Source organism: Corallococcus sicarius, assembly GCF_003611735.1.
GTDB classification, from domain to species: Bacteria; Myxococcota; Myxococcia; order Myxococcales; family Myxococcaceae; genus Corallococcus; species Corallococcus sicarius.
The window spans coordinates 19377-37754 of record NZ_RAWG01000037.1 but is presented as its reverse complement, the minus strand read 5'-3'; the positions used below and the strand labels follow the sequence as shown (position 1 = coordinate 37754).

Here is an 18378-nt window from a genome sequence, read left to right as displayed (position 1 = left end):
ATACACGGTTGTGTTGTCAGGAGGGCGTCTGGGGGAAGCGTACTTCCGGAAGGACGGGACCACCTTGGCCGAGCTTGTCCGAGAGGCAGTCGGGTTCTACGCCGCTGCACTTGAGCGTATGAATAGGCTGTAGGAGTGACTCACATGAACGCGCAGGAAATCATTCGGCAATACTCCGACCTTCAGGCGAGTCTCGTTGCGTCCTTGAGATCAAACCTTCGACACGTCCAAGACTGGGAGTTCCTGACGGATGTGCCGAAACGCGGACGCCTTGTGGTCGGTGATGAGGGCTGGCGTTACGGTCGTCATGGTGCAGGCGTCCAGTTCATTGGTGAGAGGACGGGACGTGTCGTCGATGCGCATGTAGGTCTGCTCCGAAGTCCTTCGGCCGTGGATGCTTGGAGGTTGAGTCAGTTCTGTGAGGCCATCGGAATCGCCACAGTCCACTACGGTGGGAGGACCTTCTCGGCGCAGGATGAGGGCGAGCTTGAGCTTTGCCTGCGGGAGTTGGCGCGGGAGGGGATCCTCGTTGAGGTCCCTCACTCGGCCAGGCTTTGGCTGCTCAGCCCCCGTGTTGATGCTCTTCGGGAGGTGGAGCGTGACTGATCAGGAGTGGGTACGGATGTTGGAATCGGGCGATTCCGACGTCATCCTCTCCGCCTTGTTCTCCCTGGGTGGCAGGACAGGTGATGCGCCTGCGGGAGAACTGCTGGAGAAGGCGAGCACCTTGTTCGCTCATCCAGATCCTGACGTACGCCGCCAGGCCGTCTTTTCCGTGGCCATTCACTGGGGTTACGTTCCTGCTCTTCGCGGGTTGCTTGGGCTCCTTGCGACGGAGCAAGACGAAGAGGTCCTGGATGCAGCAGTCTCCGCCGTCGCGCGGATGGGTCGGGAGTCGCCGGAGTCGCGCGCCGAAGCGTTGTCCGCTCTGAGACGGGTGGCCTCCGACGAGAAGCGTTCAAGACGAGCGAGTCATCAGGCCTACGTGGAGGCCAGATGGATGTGTGGGGAGTCGAGTCCGGCGGAGCATGCGAAGGAAGGCCTTGCGCCCGAACGCGTACCTCTCAATCTGGCCTGGTTTGATCAGGCGCTCCGACGCTGAGGAAGGGCTGGAGCGGCTGCGACATGAGTCGCGGGTGTTGATGGATGTCGTAGTCGAGCCCTACGAAGTCGGACTCGTCAGGGAGGGTGCTGGTGTACGCATCGAATATCGGAACCGTAGCGCCCGGATCGACGACCTGGAGGCATTCGCACGGGACCTTCAGTCCGCGGCGAGGAGTCTCTCCGCCGTTCTGAATGAGGCCGCGGATCGCTTGGGTATCGCGCGACCCTGATACCGGCTTGAGGAAGGGCCTTGCGCCGCCTGCCTGCTCGCCCCCCTGGATGCAGGTCCAGTGGGACCGTTTCCTGCTCGACGCTTCAAGTCCGCATGACGTCTTCGGCTGCCTTGTTCACCTGCACCCGGGTACGTATATCTCCGCGATGGGGACGCTTCCGGGAAGGCTCGAATGGCTTGCGGGCGGGGGCGAGATGGCGACGCTCATCGCGTCGCTGGACTGGTCCGGCTCCCCGCTGGGCCCCATCGAATCCTGGCCGCAGAGCCTGCGCACCACCGTCAGCCTCTGCCTCGCGTCCAACTTCCCCATCAACATCATCTGGGGGGACGGCCACAACCAGATCTACAACGCCGGCTACCGCGTGGTGTGTGGCGCCGTGCACCCCCGCGCGATGGGGGAGAGCTACCGCATCACCTGGGCGTCCGCCTGGCCCGTCATCGGCGAGCCCTTCGAGCGCGCACTCGCGGGCGAGACGTCCTACCTCGAGAACCAACGGATGTTCCTCGAGCGCAACGGCTACCCGGAGGAGACGTTCTTCACCTTCTCCCTGAGCCCCATCCGCAATGAGTCCGGCAAGGTGGTGGGGCTCTTCCACCCCGTGACGGAGACCACCGCCACGATGCTCTCCCAACGGCGGACGCGGGCGCTGCGAGACATCGCCGACCGCGCGGGGCAGACGCTCGTGTTCGACGAGGCCTGCGACCTGCTCCTCGCGACGCTGGAGCAGTACAACTTCGACTTGCCGTTCGCGCTGCTCTACGTGACGACGCCCGGCGGGACCGAGGCGCGGCTGCGGGGGACGTGCGGGACCCCGGCGGGAGGGCCGCTCGCGCCCCGCTGCCTCCCCCTCACGGCCGACGCGGAAGCCGGGACCTGGCCGCTCGCGCGCGCGGTGCGCAGCGGACGCGCGGAGCCCGTGATGGACCTGGCGGCCCGCTTCGGGCAGGTGTCCGCGGGCCCGTACCCGGAGCCCCTGGGAGCGTCGTTCGTGCTGCCGGTCCGCGCGGCGGGCGTGGACGCGCCGCTCGGGTTCCTCGTCATCGGAGCGAGCCAGCGGCTCCCGCTCGACGACTCCTACCGGGCCTTCGTGGAGATGCTGGGCGCGGCGGTGAGCGCGGCGCTCGGCAACGCGCGCGCGTATGAAGCGGAGCGGCGCCGGGCCGAGGCGCTCTCGGAGATCGACCAGGCGAAGACGGCCTTCTTCAGCAACGTGAGCCACGAGTTCCGCACGCCGCTCACGCTGATGCTCGGGCCGGTGGAGGACCTGCTGTCGGGCCTGCGCGGAGAGCTGTCGCAAGCGGCGCGCGGCGAGCTGGAGGTCGTGCACCGCAATGCGCTGCGGCTGCTCAAGCTGGTGAACGCGCTGCTCGACTTCTCCCGCATCGAGGCCGGCCGCGCGCAGGCCACGGTGGAGCCCACCGACCTGTCCGCGCTCACCCGCGATGTCGCGAGCGCCTTCCGCTCCGCCGTGGAGCGCGCGGGCATGCGGCTCGTGGTGGACGCGGAGCCGCTCGGGGAGCCGGTGCTCGTCGACCGCGAGATGTGGGAGAAGATCGTCCTCAACCTCGTGTCGAACGCGTTCAAGTTCACGCACGCCGGGGAGATCCGCGTCACGCTGAAGCGCGAGGACGGCTTCGCGGTGCTGTCGGTGCGGGACACCGGCATCGGCATCCCGGAGGAAGAGCTCGGCCGCGTGTTCCAGCGCTTCCACCGCGTGCAGGAGGCGAAGGGGCGCACCCACGAGGGCAGCGGCATTGGCCTGGCGCTCGTGCACGACCTCGCGAAGCTGCACGGCGGTTCGGTGGAGGTGCGCAGCGTCGTCGACGAGGGCTCCACCTTCTTCGTCCGCGTTCCGCTCGGAAAGGCCTACTGGATGGAGGCGCCGGTTCCTGGCGGAGCGCCGCGCCTCGTGGCCCATCCGGTCCGTGTGGAGGCGTTCGTCGAGGAGGCGCTCCGCTGGCTGGTGTCGCCCGGGCCCGTGCAGGAGGACCCCGGAAGCAGCGCGTCGCCCGCGCCCGTGCCTGTGCCGTCCGCGGCGGAGACGGAGCAGGGGACGCGTCCGCGAATCCTGCTCGCCGACGACAACGCCGACATGCGCGACTACGTCCGCCGGCTCCTCGAGCGGCGCTACCGGGTGACGGCGGTGCCCAATGGGGCGGAGGCGCTCCGGTCGGCGCGGGAGTCGCGGCCAGACCTGGTGCTGTCGGACGTGATGATGCCGGTGATGGACGGCATCGAGCTGCTGCAGCGGCTGCGCGCGGACGAGTCCCTGCGCACGCTGCCGGTCATCCTGCTGTCCGCGCGCGCGGGGGAAGAGGCCACGGCGAGCGGGCTGGAGCTGGGCGCGGACGACTACCTGACGAAGCCGTTCGCGGCCCGGGAGCTGATGGCCCGCGTGCAGGCGCAGCTCACCATGGCGGCCATGCGGCTGCGGGCGGCGGAGCAGGAGGAGCACGCGAAGCACCTGTCGCAGCAGCAGCGGTGGCTGGAGGCGGTGCTCAACCGCCTGCCGACGCCCACGCTGCTCGTCGACCCGGACTCGCGCCAGTTCACCTTCGCGAACCACGCCGCGCATCAGCTCGCGGACGGCCAGTTCCCCTCCACCCTCGACGCCACGGAGCACGGTCAGGCGTTCCGCCTCACCGATGACGCCGGAAGCCCGCTCGACCTGGAGCGCGCGTTGGACGTGCCGGTGCGCGACCTGGAGGCGGTGGGGCATTCGCCCGCCGGGCGCCTCCACCTCGTGATGGACTCCGACGTCGTGCCGGCCGTCGGGCAGCAGCCGTCGCGGACCATCCTCACGCTCCGGGACATCTCGCGGCTCAAGCAGGCGGAGCAGGAGTTGAAGATGCTGCTGGGTTCGCGCGACGAGTTCCTCTCCATCGCCTCGCACGAGCTGAAGACCCCCATCACGTCCCTGCGGATGCAATTGCAGCTGGCGGAGCGGGGCGTGAAGCCCGAGGAGAACCGCGCCCCGAGCCCGGAGCGGCTGGCGAAGACGCTGCGCGTGTCATTGATCCAGGTGGACCGGCTGACCAGCCTCGTCGACGACCTGCTCGACGTGGCGCGCATCCGGACGGGCACGCTCGACCTCTCCTTCCAGGAGGTGGACTTCGTCCAGCTCACCTCGGACATCGTGGAGCGCCTCTCCGGACAGATTGCGCACGCGGGCTGTCGGGTGCGGCTGGACGTTCCGTTCGTGCTCGTGGGGGTCTGGGATGGGCAGCGGCTGGAGCAGGTGCTGACGAACCTCGTCTGCAACGCGCTCAAGTACGCGCCGGGCAGCGCGCTCGAGGTGCGTCTGGCGGAGGAGGGTGACTTCGTCCGCCTGGAGGTGTGCGACCGCGGGCCCGGAGTGCCCGAGGCGCAACGCGAGACCATCTTCGACCGCTTTGATCGCGGCATTGCTTCACGCAACACCGGAGGGTTGGGCCTGGGGCTCTTCATCTCCAAGCAGATCGTCGTGGGACACGGCGGAAGGATTTCGGTGGAGGAGGGGCCGCAAGGGGGCGCGAGCTTCGTGGTAGTGCTGCCCCGTGACGCCTCGGATGCCCAGCCGCATCTCAAGGCCACTGCGCTGGAGGGCCGGGCATGAAGCGTTGCATCCTGGTGGTGGAAGACGACTTCTACATCCGTGAGTCCATCCGCGAGGTGCTCGAGGAGGAAGGCCACACGGTGGTGTGCGCGGAGCACGGGGCGCAGGCGCTCGCCGCGCTGGAGGCGATGAAGACCTACCCCGACGTCATCCTCCTGGACCTGATGATGCCGGTGAAGGACGGCCTCCAGTTCCGCGCCGAGCAGCGCGCCGACGCGCGCTTCGCCCACATCCCGGTGGTGGTGATGAGCGCCGACCCGCAGCTCGACAGCCGCCGCGAAGTGCTGGCGGCCCGCTCCTACCTGCGCAAGCCGGTGGACATCGACCTGCTCATTGCAGCTGCCGCCGCGTAGGCATGGGGGATGCGATGGGGTTCTTGGGTGTGTCCGTCCATGACGCTGAAGTCACCGGTGTGCGGATGAACCGGGAGAAGGAGCTCCTCCAGTTGGAGCTGGTCCTCCACACCCTGGAGACCGTCTGGGTGGAGTTCCACGGCACCGAGGAGTGGTGGCTCTCGCCCCTCGTCACGCAGAACGTGCTGTTCGACATCCGCGAATGGCGCGCGGGGATGAATGGGACGGCGAAGTATTGCGCCGACATGGAGCTGGACCCCTCCTGGACGAAGAGGGTCCTCGCGGGTGAGCTCACGCTGTACGAACTGGACCCGTCCGTGGGCCTGCGTGGCTTCGTGGTGGCACGCACCGCGACGGTGAAGCGCACGGTTCGGGATTCGGACGGTGGCTCCGTTCAGGGAGTCTGCGCCGAGCTTGAGCACGTCCTCCGGGAAGGCTGGAGCCGGAGGATTGAGAACGGCTCCATCCTTGTCGTGGGGCCCGACAGTCCTGACTTCATTTCGGAAGTCTGGCGCATCGCCAGATTCATTGCCTATGACGCCTACGTGGGCATCGAGCGGCTGGATGCACCGGACAGGGCCTATCGGCTGACGTCGAGATCCGGGACCGGCTTGGAGTTCCAGGTGACCTTCCGGGCTGATGGCAGGACCTTGGATGAGTCCTCTTCGGGCTCGACTCCCTGAGCAGACTCCTGGTGCAGGTAGCGCTCATTTCCACTGCTCGCGCCACCTGCATCCGACAGGGGACTAGCGCTTGTCCTTCGGCGGGTGAGGATCGTTGCCGTAGCTGTTCTTCTCCCCGATCTGACCATTCTTCTTGTGAATGGCATGCTCGCCCTGCTGGGACTTGGCGATGTCAGCCCCCTTGTCGACGGCGGCTTCCTTGGTGCGGTGCTTGCTGACCGTCTCTCCGTTCTGCTTGTTCACCCATCCACTTCCATCGGGATTCGGGACGGTGTGCACATCGCCACTCTTCTTCGGCATACGCTCTCCTTGCTGCCTCGCGAACCGAGGGCTGCAACCATGACTCCGCAGCGCGTCGGCTTGTTGGTGGCTGCCAGTGTCAATGACGGAGATCAGCCAGGACATACCCCTGACGTGGTAGGGAACTCGATCCACAGGCCTGCCACGCTGGAAGCCCCGATTCCGGTCCGCTCATCTCGCGGACGAATCGTCCCGGAGTGCGGTTCCGTTCTCTCGAACGGGGTGAGCGCATCTCTCGCGTTTTCTGACGCTCCGTGCCACACCGCCCCGGCTCCCCCAGCAGGGGAGTCATTTGAACCTCCAACAGCCTTGCCAGAGAGCGCGGATTGCCGTCAGATGGTGCACAAACCAATGATCGCGCCCGGTGGCCGTTTCCAGGACAGTGCACACCGTTGGGATCAGCGGCTCGGAAGAGGGTGAAGGGGAAGGCGATGATGGGGACGGCATGGAAAAAGGGGGCGCGAGGGTTCGCGCTGGGGATGCTCCTGCTGGTGGGCGGTGTCGCCCACGCGGGACAGGCGGGCGGGGTCAACATGCCGGATTCCCTCCAGGTGGAGGGGCGCACACTCGCGCTCACCCACATGGAGCTGAAGAAGAAGCTCTTCTTCAATGTCTACGTGTGGAGCCTCTACATGGAGGAGGAGCCCACCTGCTTCCAGCAGGCCGTGTCGTCCAACAGCCTGAAACGACTGCACTTCCGCTTCCTGCGCACCATCAGCAGGGATCAGCTCGTGGGCAGCTTCCGGGAAGGCCTGCGCCAGAACCCGGCCATGCGCGAGGACGCCCTCAACCAGTCACTGGAGAAGCTCCTCTCGTCGCTCCAGGACGTGCGCAAGGGGGACGACCTCGTCCTCACCTACCTGCCGGACTCGGGCCTCCACGTCTCCGGCGGCGCCACCGGCGGTGTCCACATCCCCGGCAAGCCTTTCGCGGATGCCCTCTTCAGCTCCTGGCTGAACACCCACCCCATCTTCCCCCGCTAGCACTCCCAGCTGGGAAGTTGGGCCTCAAAACAGATGCGCGTTTCCCCTAGGATGATGGCGCGGGAGCGGTAGGCTCGGACCCGCCAACATCTTGTCAGGAGGAAGCGTACATATGCGGACACGTCTGGTTCTGGCTGCCCTGGTTGCCCTGTCCACGGGTTGCGTCTCGCAGGGCAAGTTCAACGAGAAGGCCCTGGAGGCGGAAGGGCTGACGAAGAACCTCACGGACGAGAAGGCGGCCCGTGCGGCCGCCGAGGCGAAGATCCAGGCGCTGGAGGAGCAGCAGGCGGCGCTGAACCAGGAGAAGGCCGCGCTGGAGACGCGCCTCAACGCGTCCGAGAGCCGCCTCACCGGCGCCGCCGCGGAGCGCCGCGCCCTGGAGGAGAAGAACGCGCAGCTGACCGCGCTCAACGACGAGCTGGCGCGCAACTCCAAGAAGCTCGCGCAGGCGAAGGAGGAGCTGGAGAAGAAGAGCGCCGAGTACGAGAGCCTGGCCCAGAGCCTCAAGCAGGAGATCTCCGACGGGAAGATCGAGCTGTCGGAGATGAAGGGCCGGATGACCGTGCAGCTGAAGGACAAGATCCTCTTCGCGTCCGGCTCCGCGCGCGTGGGCAAGGAAGGCCAGGAGGCGCTCGTGAAGATCGCGGACGCGCTCAAGACGGTGCGCGGCCGCATCATCCGGGTGGAGGGCCACACCGACGACGTGCCCACCGGTGGCGGGCAGTTCCCCACCAACTGGGAGCTGAGCCTGGCGCGCGCGATGGCGGTGGTGCGCTCGCTGCAGGATTCCGGCGTGGATCCGACGTCGCTGTCGGCGGCGGGCTACGGGCAGTATCAGCCCATCGTCGCCAACGACACCCCGGAGCACAAGAGCCAGAACCGGCGCATTGAAATCGTGCTCGCGCCGGGACTCGGAGGGCGCTAGGAGGTTGCGCGGGAGACCCGCGCACCCTTCATGAAAACGCTCGCTTGCGTCGTCTGTCTACTGCTTGCGACCGGGGCTGCCGCTCAAGCCCCGGACGCAGGTCTACCCGCTGGCGATGCCGGCACCCCCACGGGCGTGCTGACGAAGCCGCCCGCCCTCCTGCGCCAGGTCGAAGCGGCCTACCCGCCGGACGCCGCCGCCCAGCAGATCGAGGGCACGGTGGTGATGTTCATCGACATCTCGGAGACGGGCGCCGTCACGAATGTCGAGGTCACCCAGCCCGCCGGCAATGGCTTCGACGAGGCCGCGGTGGCCGCCGTGAAGCAGTTCCAGTTCGAGCCCGCGGAGGTGGACAACGTCCCCGCGCCGGTGCGCATCCAGTACGCCTACCAGTTCGTCTTCCGCGCGCCGGAAGCGCCCCCCGAAGCCACCACCGACGGCGGCGTCGCCGAGCCGCAGGGCCCGGTGAACTTCAGCGGCAAGGCGCTGGAGCGCGGCACGCGCAAGCCGCTCGTGGGCGCGGAGGTGGTGCTGACGGAGCTGGACCGCTCCACCGTGACGGACGGCGAGGGCCGCTTCTCCTTCCGGGGCGTCCCGGTGGGCACGCACCCCGTCGTGGTGGTGATGGGCAGTTACGACCGCTTCCGCACGCAGGAGACCATCGCGGAGGGGCAGGAGACGCAGGCCACGTACTATGTGCAGCGGCGCATCTTCAGCGCCTACGAGACGGTGGTTCGCAGCGACCGCGAGCGCAAGGAGGTGACGCGCACCACCATCCAGGTGGCGGAGGTGCAGCGCATCCCGGGCACGCAGGGTGACACGCTCAAGGTGGTGCAGAACCTGCCGGGCGTGGCGCGGCCCGCGTTCAACGGCGGCGCGCTGGTCATCCGTGGCACCAGTCCGCAGGAGTCCGGCGTCTTCCTGGACGGCCTGCGCATCCCCATCCTGTATCACTTTGGCGGGCTCACCTCCGTGTACAACTCGGAGCTGCTGGAGGCGGTGGACTACCTGCCCGGCAACTTCTCCGCGTACTACGGCGACATCACCGGCGGCGTCATCAACGTGCGCAGCCGTGAGCCGCGCACGGACCGCCTGCACGCCACGGTGGGCATCAACCTGGTGGAGTCCAACGCGGTGGTGGAGGGCCCCATCACGGACACGCTGAGCTTCGCGATTGGCGGCCGGCGCTCGTACATCGACGTGGTGCTCCGGGCGGCGCCCATCGACGATGACAGCCTCCAGGTGGCGCCGCGCTACTACGACGCGCAGGCGAAGCTGGTGTGGAAGCCGAACAAGCGCCACACCTTCACACTGCAGGGCATCACGTCGCGCGACCGGCTGGCGCTGCTGTTGGACCAGCCCGCGGACAACGACCCGTCCGTCAACGGCGGCCTGGACGTGACGACGGGCTTCAACCAGCTGCGCCTGCGCCACCAGTACCGCGCGGACAAGCTGACGTTGGACACGCACGCGCTCATCGGCAACACGCTGTTGGACTTCGCCATTGGCGAGCGCGGCCTGCGCATCGCGTCCACGGACCTCTTCCTGCGGCCGACGATTGAGTACGCGTTCAACGACGCGGTGTCGGTGGCGGGCGGCCTGGACGTGGTGGCGAACCTGGCGAAGGTGCGCGCGAGCATCCAGCAGCCGCCGCGCGAGGGCGAGCCGCCCACGCCGCTCGTCGCCGAGGACCTCATCAACATCGACGGGGCCTTCACGCAGTACTACCCGTCCGCCTGGGCGGAGGTGCGGTGGCGGCCGGTGAAGGACCTGCTGGTGGTGCCGGGTCTCCGCACGGAGAGCTACATCTTCACCGAGCAGCAGGAGGTGAAGCGCACGGTGAACCCTCGGCTGGCGGTGCGCTACTCGCTCACGGAGACGCTGACGTTGAAGGGCGGCGCGGGCGTCTACCACAGCCCGCCGGTGCAGGATGAGCCGTCCCCGGGGTTCGGCAACCCGGACCTGGGGGCGAAGCGGTCGCTCCAGTACAGCGTGGGCGCGGAGTGGCAGGCGCGGCCCGAGTGGTTCGTGGGCACCGAGGTCTTCTACAACGACCTCAGCGACCTCATCGTGCGCTCCAACGCGCGCATCGAGCGCGACGGCGAGTCGGTGCCGGAGGTGCTGAAGAACGGCGGCGTGGGGCGCATCTACGGCTTCGAATTGTTGGTGCGCAGGGCGCTGACGGACCGGCTGTTCGGCTGGGTGTCGTACACGCTCAGCCGCAGCGAGCGTCAGGACGCGCCGGACGCGCGCTGGCGCCTGTTCGACAACGACCAGACGCACGTGCTGACGACCATCGCCAGCTACAAGCTGCCGAAGGGCTGGGAGGTGGGCGCGCGGTTCCGCTTCGCGTCCGGCAACCCGACGACGCCGGTGCAGGGGGCGAAGCGCGACGATGCGACGGACGTGTTCATCCCGTACTACGGCCTCATCAATTCGCAGCGGCTGCCGTCGTTCAACCAGCTGGACATCCGCGTGGACAAGAACTTCATCTTCGACACGTGGAACCTGAACGTCTACCTGGACCTGACGAACGCCTACAACAACCAGTCTGTCGAAGGCGTGGCCTACAACTACAATTACTCTCAGCGCGAGTTCTTCAAGGGCCTGCCCATCCTGCCCATCCTCGGCGCCAAGGGGAGCTTCTGACGCCATGCGCACCCCCGTCCTGCTGACCGCCGCCCTGCTGGTGTTGAGCGCGTGTGGCCCCGACTTCGAGTTGCAGAGTGAGATCCGCCGCGTGCGCGTGCTGGCCATCAAGGCGGAGCCCGCGGAGCTGGCGTTGGACCCCAACGCGTCCACGTTGCCGCCGCCGGTGACGTTCAACGCGCTGACGGTGACGCCGGACGCGCGGCCGGTGACGGTGACGTACGCGCTGTGCCGTCCGGACGTGAACCCCTATGGGGACACGGGCTGTCCGGGGCCGAGCGGCGTGGCGCTGCCGGACGGGGTGCTGTCCCTGAGTGACCCGGCGGTGCAGGCGTTGCTCATCGAGTCGTTCCAGGTGGCGACGGGCAGCACGGGCGGCGGGTTCGACTTGAACGACCCGGCGGTGCAAGCGGCGCTGGAGGCGGGGCTGCAGCTGTTCGTCGGGTATGAGGCCACGGACGGCAGCGGGACGCCGGAGGGGGTGGAGCGGGGCGTGAGGCGCATCACGTTGCGCTCCACGCAGACGCCCAACCTGAACCCGGTGATGCAGGACGTGCTGTGGAACGACGCGCCGCTGGTGGGGCCGCTGCCGCTGGACACGGAGGTGACGTTCAAGCCGGTGCTCGCGGAGGGCAGCGCGGAGACCTTCACGACGGCGGACGGCACGAATACGGAGCAGGTCTTCTACAGCTGGTTCGCGACGGGGGAGGGCGAGGTGAACTCGTTCCGTTCGCTGGAGCCGGTGGACGGCAAGCCCGGCGACCCGACGACGACCTACCAGACGTCCAAGGCCCCCGAGCGAATCACCCTCTGGGTGGTGGCCCGTGACGGCCGAGGCGGCGTGGACTGGGCCATCCGCACGGTGGACGTGGGGCCCTGAGGCCCGGTGTCCCTTCAAGGGACGCTGGTGGGCTCGCTGTCGAAGAGCGCATCGAACAGGGTGGTCTGGGGCGGCTGCGTCCACTGCACGGTGACCGGTACAGGGACCGCCGCCACTTCCTGGGGAAGCTCTTGGACGTCGAAGCGGGCTCCCAGTTCCCGGGCAATGAGTCGCGCCGTCCCGCTCATGGCTTCAGGCAATGGGTCCAGGTGCAGCCGGGCTGCACGCCGCTTGCGCCCCTCGTACTCGAACGAGATGCCGTACACGGTGAAGACGGGCGCCAGGATGCTCATGCAGCCCACGACGGCCCAGGGAATGGGCGGCATGGGAACGCCCTTCGCGGGATAGGCGACGCAGCGGAAGGATGCTTCTGACGGCACGGTGCCATCTCCCACGGTGAAGCCTGGAAGCAATGAGTCCAGCTCCGCAAGAAACCCATGCCACTGCGGGATGTACTGGAGTGCCTCGTCCCAGCGCTTGGACCGGCGCACGAACTCGGGATTGGCTTTGTCCAGCGCTGCTGTCATCGAGGCAGGCCAATATCGACGGGCAATGGCCAGCAGTTGCTCTGTGCTTGGGGGCATCGTGCGAGCCCTCTGATTCGACAGTGTCAGCGCTGCGCCCGCCGCGAGCCAGCGCCGAGCTGTCGGCCCACCCATGCCTCACCCCGCAAGCCACGCGGACGCGCGTCCCAGACCCTCCGCCACGGAGGTGAAGGCATCCGCGGTGCGCACGCGCTCCTCACCGAAGCGCTTCACGTACAGCTCCCGTACGGCGGGAATCTGCGAAGAACCACCCGTGAGGAACACGGCATCAATGTCCCTGGCCTCCGGGTGCTTCGCCAACAGCCCCTCGGTGCACTGCGACAGTTCATCCAGCAACGTGCGGCTCGCCGTGTCGAACTCCGCGCGCGTGATGGGCTCGTGCAGTTGGATGCGCCCCTCCTCGAAGTCGATGGTCGCCACGTCCTGGCTCGACAGGCGCACCTTCGCCGCTTCAATGGACCGGAACAGCCGGTAGCCCAGGTTGTCCATCACCAGGTCGTAGAGCGCTTGAATCTCCGCCGGACGGTCGCTCGTGTCGAGCATCACCTCCAGCAGCTCCTGCGTGGACTTCTCCCGGATGAACGACATCTCGTGCCAGTTCAAGAGCTTCGCCAGCACGTGCTGCGGAATGGGCAGCCGCTTGTGGCTGAAGCCCTTCACCTTGTAGGTGGACCCCGCCCCGAAGCGCGGCAGCAGCTTGTGCCGCATGATCTCCGCGTCGAACCGGTCACCTCCGATGCGCACGCCCGTGGACCCCACCACGTCCGGCCTGCGGTCCAGGTTCCCCCGGCGTGACGGCCCCAGCTTCATCAGCGTCAGGTCCGTCGTACCGGCGCCGAAGTCCGCCACCAGCACCAGCTCGTCCCGCGTCAGCCGCGCCTCGTACGCGAGCGCCGCCGCGATGGGCTCGATGAGGAACTGCACGTGCGTGAAGCCCGCCAGCTCCGCCGCCTTGCGCAGCCGCTTCTCCGCCAGTGCGTCCGCATCCGGATCCGGGGTGAACACCGCGGGCCGGCCCAGCACCACCGCGTCCGGCGGCTCGCCCAGGTGCGCCCCGGCCGACTCGCGCACGCGGCGCAGCAGGATGGCGACCAGGTCCTCGATGGTGAACGTGCGCCCCTTCACCTGCGTCGCCCGGAAGGACGAGCTGTGCAGGAAGGACTTCACGGACTGGATGAACCGCCCGTTGTTGTCCTCCAGGTATTTGTTGATGGCATCCGCACCCGCGAAGATCTCCTTTTCGTCCTCCGCGAAGAAGAGCACGGAGCGGAACAGCCGCGGCTCCGGCGTGTGGGGCTGCAGGGGCAGCACGGTGCCATCCGGCAGGGCCAGGGCCGTGTTGCTGGTTCCGAAGTCGAGTCCGCAGGCGCGCATGGGGGGGCGCCCCTTATCGCCATTCCTCCGGACGCGGTAGCCCCAAAGTGAGGGCCTGCCGTACGGAAGGCCGCTCACCAGCCGCTCACGTCTCCCTGGCTTGGTTCCCCACGGGCGCTCGCCATCTTTGCTGCGTCTTCCCTTCGACAGGAGAACCCATGAAATCGCGCGCAGGATGGCTGACAGCGGGAGTCGCGGCACTGGTGGTGGGCACCGCCTGCCAGGACGGTGACAAGTCCCGCCAGGAGACCTCCACCACCTCGACCCGGGTCTCGGCGAACCAGGAAGTGGAACAGGCCCAGGAGCGCTCGGAGAAGGCCTTCGACAGCGCTCGGGATGCCCAGAAGGAGGCGTCCACCCAGCAGCGCGAGGCCGCCAACGCCCAGGAGGACCTCCAGCGGAAGCAGCAGGAACTCCAGGAGGCCCAGGCCCGGGCCCAGAAGGAGGCCCAGGAGGCGCAGGCCACCCAGCAGCAGGCCCAGGCGAGCACCCAGCAGGCCCAGTCGGTCGCCCAGCAGGCGCAGGCCAGCGCGCTGGAGGCCCAGCGCCGCGTCCAGCAGAACCTGACCACCCCGCAGCGCGAGGTCGTGGGCCAGAACGCCCCCGTCCAGCCGCCGGCCGGTACCCCGCAGCAGCCGCTGGCCGTCGCGTCGCCGCAGGCCGCGCCGGAGCAGCAGATCTCCGGGCAGGTGCTGAGTGCGAGCGACCAGGAGGTGCTGCTCAGCCAGCGCGGTGAGCCGCAGCTGCGGCTGAAGATCAGCCCCTCCACGCAGGTGCAGGTGGACGGCCGCAACGCGAGCGCGGCGGACATCCAGGAGGGCGCGCAGGTGCGAGCCTCCTACCGCACGGACGCGAACAGCGGTGAGCCGCAGGCGCTGCGCATCGAGGCCCAGTCTCAGGCCCAGCCCGCGGCGCCCGCCGCCCCGGAGAGCGGCGAGTCCTCGCCCGGCGCGGCCCCGCAGCCCCAGGCGCGGTAATCAGGGCCCGGACATGCCACGGCCCCGTGCCTTCGCGCTTCCCACGCGAGGGTCCGGGGCCGTGCCGTGTCGCAGGTGCTACGCCTCGCGCGTTACGCCGCGAGCTCCGCCTGGTCCAGGCCGGCCTCGGCCATCAGGTTCGCCAGCTCCGCCTTCAGCTTGTCCTTGGCGCGGATCTCCAGCTGACGGGCGCGCTCGCGGGAGAAGCCGAAGTGCTCGCCCAGCTCGCTCAGGGTCATCTCCGAGTCGCTCATCACGCGCTGCTCGATGATGAAGCGCTCGCGCGGGTCCAGCCGCGTCAGGGCGCGCTGCACCAGCGTGCGGGTGATGCCCGCCTGCTGCCGGTCCGCGACCTCGTCACCGTGGGAGGCGACGTCGGACTCGACGAAGTCCAGGTGCGTGGCGTCGCCGTCCTCACCGACCGGCGCGTCCAGGGACAAATCCCTGCCGCCCATGCGCTGCTCCATCTCGCGCACTTCGGTGGGCTTCACGTTCAGCTTGCGGGCGATCTCCTCCGCGTTGACGATGTGGCCGTCGCCGGCGCCCAGCTTCTCCAGCTCGCGGCGGGTGCGGGCCAGGCTGAAGAACAGCCGGCGCTGCGCCTGCGTCGTGCCCAGCTTCACCAGGCTCCAGTTGCGCAGCACGTAGTTCTGGATGTACGCGCGGATCCACCACACCGCGTAGGAGATGAGGCGGATGCCCTTCTCCGGGTCGAACTTCTGCACGGCCTTCATCAGGCCGATGTTCGCCTCCTGGATGAGGTCGGACATCTTCAGGCCGTAGGAGCGGTACTCGTACGCCACCTTCACCACGAAGCGCAGGTTGCTCGTCACCAGGTGGTGGCCCGCGGACAGGTCGCCGGCGCGGAAGCTGCGGGAGAGCGCCTGCTCCTCCTGCGGGCTCAGCAGCGGGTACTGGTTGATCTCCGAGAGGTACGTGGAGAGCGAGTCAGCAGAAGAGAAGGAGTTGGAAGCCTGCATGGGGGGTCTCTCGGGGAAGAGGGCGGGATGTGTTCCGCGCGTTTGCTGCGACGGGGAGACCTTTAGCAATGCAGGTGCCAATGCCAGCGGACGGCCAACCTCAATGATTCTGGTGAGTTGCGCGAAAAGGCTTCGATGCTTAGGGCGGAAACCGGCAGTTTTTACAGAGCCCTGATCCGAACCTTCTTCCGGGTGCCCTGAAGGGAGGGTTGTCTGCCCTCCGACCTGCACGCCGCCGGGATCACATCCCTTGAGGATGTGGGGAGGAGATAGGGACGCCCATGGGCCCACACCAGGGGTGCAGGAGGCCGACTGTCCGGAAAAGGCGCGTGCTACGAGCCCGCCCCCATGAGAACCAACCGAGCAGCGCTGGTGGTGGCCTTGTCCCTGTCCCTGATGTTCCCCCTCGCGGCCTGCACGACGACGCGGGCCACGGCGTTCGCGCTGCCCATGGAGCGCGCGACGGAGTGCCGGCAGCTCTGCGAGCAGATCGACATGAAGCTGGGCGCGGTGGTCATCATCATGAACTCCGCCGGCTGCGTGTGTGAGCCGAAGCCGGCGGAGGGCACGGGGGCGGCGGTGTCCGGTGGCGCGACGGCGGCGGGCGGAGCCCTCATCCGCGCCCTCGCGAACGCCAACACGGAGGAGTCCCGGCGTCAGCAGGAGGAGCGGTCGCGTCGCGAGAGCTCCTCCGGCTCCAGTCCTTCCCCTCACCACTGAAGGAGCGGGCGGGCCCGGCGCGTCAGGTCAATGCCTTGCGCAGCCGCTTGGGGATGGCCTCCGCGTGCCAGCGCTGCACCTCGCGGGCGATTTCAGCGGAGCGCGCCGCGCGCTCCTCGCGGATGCGGGGCAGCAGCTTGTGCGCGGCCTTGCGCTGCACGGGCGGGGCCTCGGCGGCGGCGCGCTCGAACAGCTCCAGCCGCACGTCCGCGTCGTGCAATTCGCCCAGTCCGTCCTGGAGGGGCACGAGCACCTCCAGCAGCGCGCCCACGGTGCGGCGGAAGGCGGGCTGGAAGATCTCCAGCTCGTAGCGCAGCTTCTTCAAGTCCTTGCGCAGGGCGTGCGCGGACGTGGCGTCGGGAGCGTCCGCGTAGCGCTCCAGGCGCTTCTCCACGCGGCGCAGGCGCTGGCGCAGGTGGCCTCGCACCTGCTTGCCGGCGAAGCGGTGGCGGTCCTCCAGCGTGTCCAGGCGCTTCAACAGGCGCGGCACGGTGCGCTCCGTCCAGCGCTCCAGCTCCGCGCGCAGCGTCTTCTCCTTCTCGCCCAGGCTGGACAGGTGCGTCTTGCGCAGGCCGGCCAGGGCCTTCACCGCGTCCTTCTTCCCCTTCGCGGCGGTGCCCATCCATGCGTCCTGGACGTGCAGGTCGCGCACGGCGCCCAGCGCGTCCTGGAGGCGCTTCACGTCCGCCTCCACGCGGGCGAGCTTCCCGGTGGCCTGGAACACCTGGAGCGCGGCGCGCAGGCGGCGGGTGGCCACGCGCATGTCGTGCACGCCGTCCTCGTCCAGCTCGGCTCCAAGCTGGTCCTCCGGGTGGCGCGCGTCGGCCAGGCGTCCGGCGAGGATGCGGCGGGCGGCGTCGCCCAGCTCGCTGTCGGGGCCCAGGCCGCGGATGGGGGTCGGAGGGGGCATGGCGCGTCAGTCCTCCTTCAGGGCGTACTGCTGCACCAGGCGCTCGGCTGCCTCCGGGCCTTCCCACCCGAGGATGTGCGCGTCCTTGTCCGCGAAGTGCACCACCGCGAGGAAGAAGTGCTCCAGCTCCTCCCGCTCGCGCTGGGACAGGTTCTGGTAGGAGGTCAGGCCGTCCGCGCGCGCGGCGTTCACCGGGACGAGCAGGATGCGGTCGTTGCGCTCGCGCTCGCCTTTCTGAGCATCGCGCTTCTTCTGGTCCACCATCAGCACGCCCAGCGGCCGGCAGGGCAGCACGACGCCGGGCCACGTGGGCACGTCCCAGAACACCAGCGCGTCCAGCGGATCTCCGTCCGGGCCCTGGGTGCTGGGGATGAAGCCCCAGTCAAACGGGTAGCGGAAGCCGCGCGTCAGCGGACGCGACAGCGTGAAGGCCTGGAGCTTCGGCTCGTATTTGAGCTTCACCGTCGAACCGCGAGGCGACTCGACGACGACATGCAACGCATCCTGGAAGCCGCGCAGCGGCAGACGGGTGAAGTCGGTGGCCATGGGCCTTCAAGGCTTGCGTCGCCCGTGCCCGACGGCAAGTGCCAGGGCAGGGCGGGATTCACTCGTCAACCCTGCGGCGCGCGGCCCAGGGGCAGCGCCGCTTCACGCCGCGCGAGCAGCCGCTTCGTCGCCCGCGCTGCGGCGAGTCCCCCCAGCGTGTACCAGGCCACGGTGAGCCAGGCGGTGGACGGGCGTGCGCGCGACGGCGCCTTTCCCAGCCCCAGGTGCGGCGGCAGCACCACCGCGCCCAGGCCGGCAAGCAACCCCAGCACCGCGCCGCGCAGGTAGGGCCGCTTCGGCCGGCCCACGGCGACGAGCGAGAAGAAGAGGCCATTGGACAGGATGTCGCCCGCCAGGGTCTGTCGGTGCAGCTGCCGGCCCTTCGCGGGCTCGAAGCCGAAGAAGCGGACGCCCTTCGCCAGGGCGCGCATGCCCAACACATCCATGCGCGGCGGGTGCTTCAAGACGCGGCGTGCGCCCTCGTGCACCAGCGTAAGCGCGGTGGCACCGACAAGGCCCGGACCGAGGGCGCGGAACACGAGGCGGGGAGGGACAGGAGGTTCAATCATGCCCTCCAAGCTAGGCACCCCGCTGCCCGGCTTCCGCCCAGGATGCGCCCGC

18 protein-coding genes are annotated in these 18378 nt (G+C 68.6%); 11 read left to right on the top strand and 7 right to left on the bottom strand.

Going from position 1 to position 18378, the window contains the following annotated elements; genetic code table 11:
* Window positions 1-144 precede the first annotated feature (144 nt).
* The 5 genes from D7X12_RS42860 to D7X12_RS08285 all read left to right on the top strand — a co-directional run bounded on the left by D7X12_RS42860 (window position 145) and on the right by D7X12_RS08285 (window position 5968).
* Window positions 145-606, top strand: a complete 462-nt coding sequence (locus D7X12_RS42860) for a DUF6896 domain-containing protein (RefSeq protein ID WP_158620004.1) — start codon at window positions 145-147, stop codon at window positions 604-606.
* Between the two features lie 16 nt (window positions 607-622).
* Window positions 623-1102: a HEAT repeat domain-containing protein gene (locus tag D7X12_RS08300; RefSeq protein ID WP_158620003.1), complete on the top strand. Its 480-nt coding sequence runs from the start codon at window positions 623-625 to the stop codon at window positions 1100-1102.
* A 428-nt stretch (window positions 1103-1530) separates the two neighbouring features.
* Window positions 1531-4932 (top strand): ATP-binding protein, encoded by a 3402-nt coding sequence (locus D7X12_RS08295; RefSeq protein ID WP_158620002.1) that lies wholly within the window; start codon window positions 1531-1533, stop codon window positions 4930-4932.
* Window positions 4929-5285 carry a response regulator gene (locus tag D7X12_RS08290; RefSeq protein WP_120624723.1) on the top strand — a complete coding sequence of 119 codons (357 nt, stop codon included), beginning with the start codon at window positions 4929-4931 and terminating at the stop codon, window positions 5283-5285. Before D7X12_RS08295 ends, D7X12_RS08290 begins: the two co-directional genes overlap by 4 nt.
* A gap of 14 nt (window positions 5286-5299) precedes the next feature.
* Window positions 5300-5968, top strand: a complete 669-nt coding sequence (locus tag D7X12_RS08285) for a hypothetical protein (RefSeq protein ID WP_147443578.1) — start codon at window positions 5300-5302, stop codon at window positions 5966-5968.
* Between the two features lie 63 nt (window positions 5969-6031).
* Here D7X12_RS08285 and D7X12_RS08280 read toward each other — a convergent pair whose 3' ends face one another.
* Window positions 6032-6268, bottom strand: a complete 237-nt coding sequence (locus tag D7X12_RS08280; protein WP_120624721.1) for a DUF2188 domain-containing protein — start codon at window positions 6266-6268, stop codon at window positions 6032-6034.
* A 431-nt stretch (window positions 6269-6699) separates the two neighbouring features.
* On the opposite strand from D7X12_RS08280, the gene D7X12_RS08275 reads away from it, so the two are divergent.
* The 4 genes from D7X12_RS08275 to D7X12_RS08260 all read left to right on the top strand — a co-directional run bounded on the left by D7X12_RS08275 (window position 6700) and on the right by D7X12_RS08260 (window position 11705).
* Window positions 6700-7251: a chalcone isomerase family protein gene (locus D7X12_RS08275; protein ID WP_120624720.1), complete on the top strand. Its 552-nt coding sequence runs from the start codon at window positions 6700-6702 to the stop codon at window positions 7249-7251.
* 112 nt (window positions 7252-7363) lie between these two features.
* A complete protein-coding gene (locus D7X12_RS08270) occupies window positions 7364-8176 on the top strand; it encodes an OmpA/MotB family protein (RefSeq protein WP_120624719.1) in 813 nt (270 codons plus the stop codon).
* Between the two features lie 30 nt (window positions 8177-8206).
* On the top strand, window positions 8207-10825 hold the full coding sequence (locus D7X12_RS08265; protein ID WP_120624718.1) for a TonB-dependent receptor domain-containing protein: 2619 nt from the start codon (window positions 8207-8209) through the stop codon (window positions 10823-10825).
* A 4-nt stretch (window positions 10826-10829) separates the two neighbouring features.
* A complete protein-coding gene (locus D7X12_RS08260; protein ID WP_120624717.1) occupies window positions 10830-11705 on the top strand; it encodes a hypothetical protein in 876 nt (291 codons plus the stop codon).
* A gap of 14 nt (window positions 11706-11719) precedes the next feature.
* Here the strand turns inward: D7X12_RS08260 and D7X12_RS08255 are convergent, their stop codons facing one another.
* Both D7X12_RS08255 and D7X12_RS08250 read right to left on the bottom strand, forming a co-directional pair.
* Window positions 11720-12289: a hypothetical protein gene (locus D7X12_RS08255; protein WP_120624716.1), complete on the bottom strand. Its 570-nt coding sequence runs from the start codon at window positions 12287-12289 to the stop codon at window positions 11720-11722.
* Window positions 12290-12367: 78 nt separating this feature from the next.
* Window positions 12368-13624, bottom strand: a complete 1257-nt coding sequence (locus tag D7X12_RS08250) for an Hsp70 family protein (protein WP_120624715.1) — start codon at window positions 13622-13624, stop codon at window positions 12368-12370.
* Between the two features lie 158 nt (window positions 13625-13782).
* On the opposite strand from D7X12_RS08250, the gene D7X12_RS08245 reads away from it, so the two are divergent.
* Window positions 13783-14601, top strand: coding sequence for a hypothetical protein (locus tag D7X12_RS08245; protein WP_120624714.1), 819 nt, complete (start codon window positions 13783-13785; stop codon window positions 14599-14601).
* Window positions 14602-14693: 92 nt separating this feature from the next.
* Here the strand turns inward: D7X12_RS08245 and D7X12_RS08240 are convergent, their stop codons facing one another.
* On the bottom strand, window positions 14694-15581 hold the full coding sequence (locus D7X12_RS08240) for an RNA polymerase factor sigma-32 (protein WP_120609161.1): 888 nt from the start codon (window positions 15579-15581) through the stop codon (window positions 14694-14696).
* A gap of 348 nt (window positions 15582-15929) precedes the next feature.
* Between D7X12_RS08240 and D7X12_RS08235 the strand changes: the two genes are divergently transcribed.
* The gene (locus D7X12_RS08235) at window positions 15930-16301 is read left to right on the top strand and encodes a hypothetical protein (RefSeq protein ID WP_147443577.1); all 372 of its coding nucleotides are present in this window, start codon (window positions 15930-15932) and stop codon (window positions 16299-16301) included.
* A 22-nt stretch (window positions 16302-16323) separates the two neighbouring features.
* Here D7X12_RS08235 and D7X12_RS08230 read toward each other — a convergent pair whose 3' ends face one another.
* From D7X12_RS08230 to D7X12_RS08220, 3 genes are all read right to left on the bottom strand, one after another.
* A complete protein-coding gene (locus D7X12_RS08230) occupies window positions 16324-17211 on the bottom strand; it encodes a CHAD domain-containing protein (protein ID WP_120624712.1) in 888 nt (295 codons plus the stop codon).
* Window positions 17212-17217: 6 nt separating this feature from the next.
* Window positions 17218-17757: an inorganic diphosphatase gene (locus tag D7X12_RS08225; RefSeq protein WP_120624711.1), complete on the bottom strand. Its 540-nt coding sequence runs from the start codon at window positions 17755-17757 to the stop codon at window positions 17218-17220.
* Between the two features lie 65 nt (window positions 17758-17822).
* Window positions 17823-18326 carry a hypothetical protein gene (locus D7X12_RS08220; RefSeq protein WP_120624710.1) on the bottom strand — a complete coding sequence of 168 codons (504 nt, stop codon included), beginning with the start codon at window positions 18324-18326 and terminating at the stop codon, window positions 17823-17825.
* Between the last annotated feature and the right edge of the window lie 52 nt (window positions 18327-18378).

Bases quoted from the DNA above. Each gene is read 5' to 3' on its own strand.
- D7X12_RS42860 (WP_158620004.1), top strand. From the start codon at position 145: ATGAACGCGCAGGAAATCATTCGGCAATACTCCGACCTTCAGGCGAGT.
- D7X12_RS08300 (WP_158620003.1), top strand. From the start codon at position 623: ATGTTGGAATCGGGCGATTCCGACGTCATCCTCTCCGCCTTGTTCTCC.
- D7X12_RS08295 (WP_158620002.1), top strand. From the start codon at position 1,531: ATGGCGACGCTCATCGCGTCGCTGGACTGGTCCGGCTCCCCGCTGGGC.
- D7X12_RS08290 (WP_120624723.1), top strand. From the start codon at position 4,929: ATGAAGCGTTGCATCCTGGTGGTGGAAGACGACTTCTACATCCGTGAG.
- D7X12_RS08285 (WP_147443578.1), top strand. From the start codon at position 5,300: ATGGGGTTCTTGGGTGTGTCCGTCCATGACGCTGAAGTCACCGGTGTG.
- D7X12_RS08280 (WP_120624721.1), bottom strand. From the start codon at position 6,268: ATGCCGAAGAAGAGTGGCGATGTGCACACCGTCCCGAATCCCGATGGA.
- D7X12_RS08275 (WP_120624720.1), top strand. From the start codon at position 6,700: ATGATGGGGACGGCATGGAAAAAGGGGGCGCGAGGGTTCGCGCTGGGG.
- D7X12_RS08270 (WP_120624719.1), top strand. From the start codon at position 7,364: ATGCGGACACGTCTGGTTCTGGCTGCCCTGGTTGCCCTGTCCACGGGT.
- D7X12_RS08265 (WP_120624718.1), top strand. From the start codon at position 8,207: ATGAAAACGCTCGCTTGCGTCGTCTGTCTACTGCTTGCGACCGGGGCT.
- D7X12_RS08260 (WP_120624717.1), top strand. From the start codon at position 10,830: ATGCGCACCCCCGTCCTGCTGACCGCCGCCCTGCTGGTGTTGAGCGCG.
- D7X12_RS08255 (WP_120624716.1), bottom strand. From the start codon at position 12,289: ATGCCCCCAAGCACAGAGCAACTGCTGGCCATTGCCCGTCGATATTGG.
- D7X12_RS08250 (WP_120624715.1), bottom strand. From the start codon at position 13,624: ATGCGCGCCTGCGGACTCGACTTCGGAACCAGCAACACGGCCCTGGCC.
- D7X12_RS08245 (WP_120624714.1), top strand. From the start codon at position 13,783: ATGAAATCGCGCGCAGGATGGCTGACAGCGGGAGTCGCGGCACTGGTG.
- D7X12_RS08240 (WP_120609161.1), bottom strand. From the start codon at position 15,581: ATGCAGGCTTCCAACTCCTTCTCTTCTGCTGACTCGCTCTCCACGTAC.
- D7X12_RS08235 (WP_147443577.1), top strand. From the start codon at position 15,930: ATGAGAACCAACCGAGCAGCGCTGGTGGTGGCCTTGTCCCTGTCCCTG.
- D7X12_RS08230 (WP_120624712.1), bottom strand. From the start codon at position 17,211: ATGCCCCCTCCGACCCCCATCCGCGGCCTGGGCCCCGACAGCGAGCTG.
- D7X12_RS08225 (WP_120624711.1), bottom strand. From the start codon at position 17,757: ATGGCCACCGACTTCACCCGTCTGCCGCTGCGCGGCTTCCAGGATGCG.
- D7X12_RS08220 (WP_120624710.1), bottom strand. From the start codon at position 18,326: ATGATTGAACCTCCTGTCCCTCCCCGCCTCGTGTTCCGCGCCCTCGGT.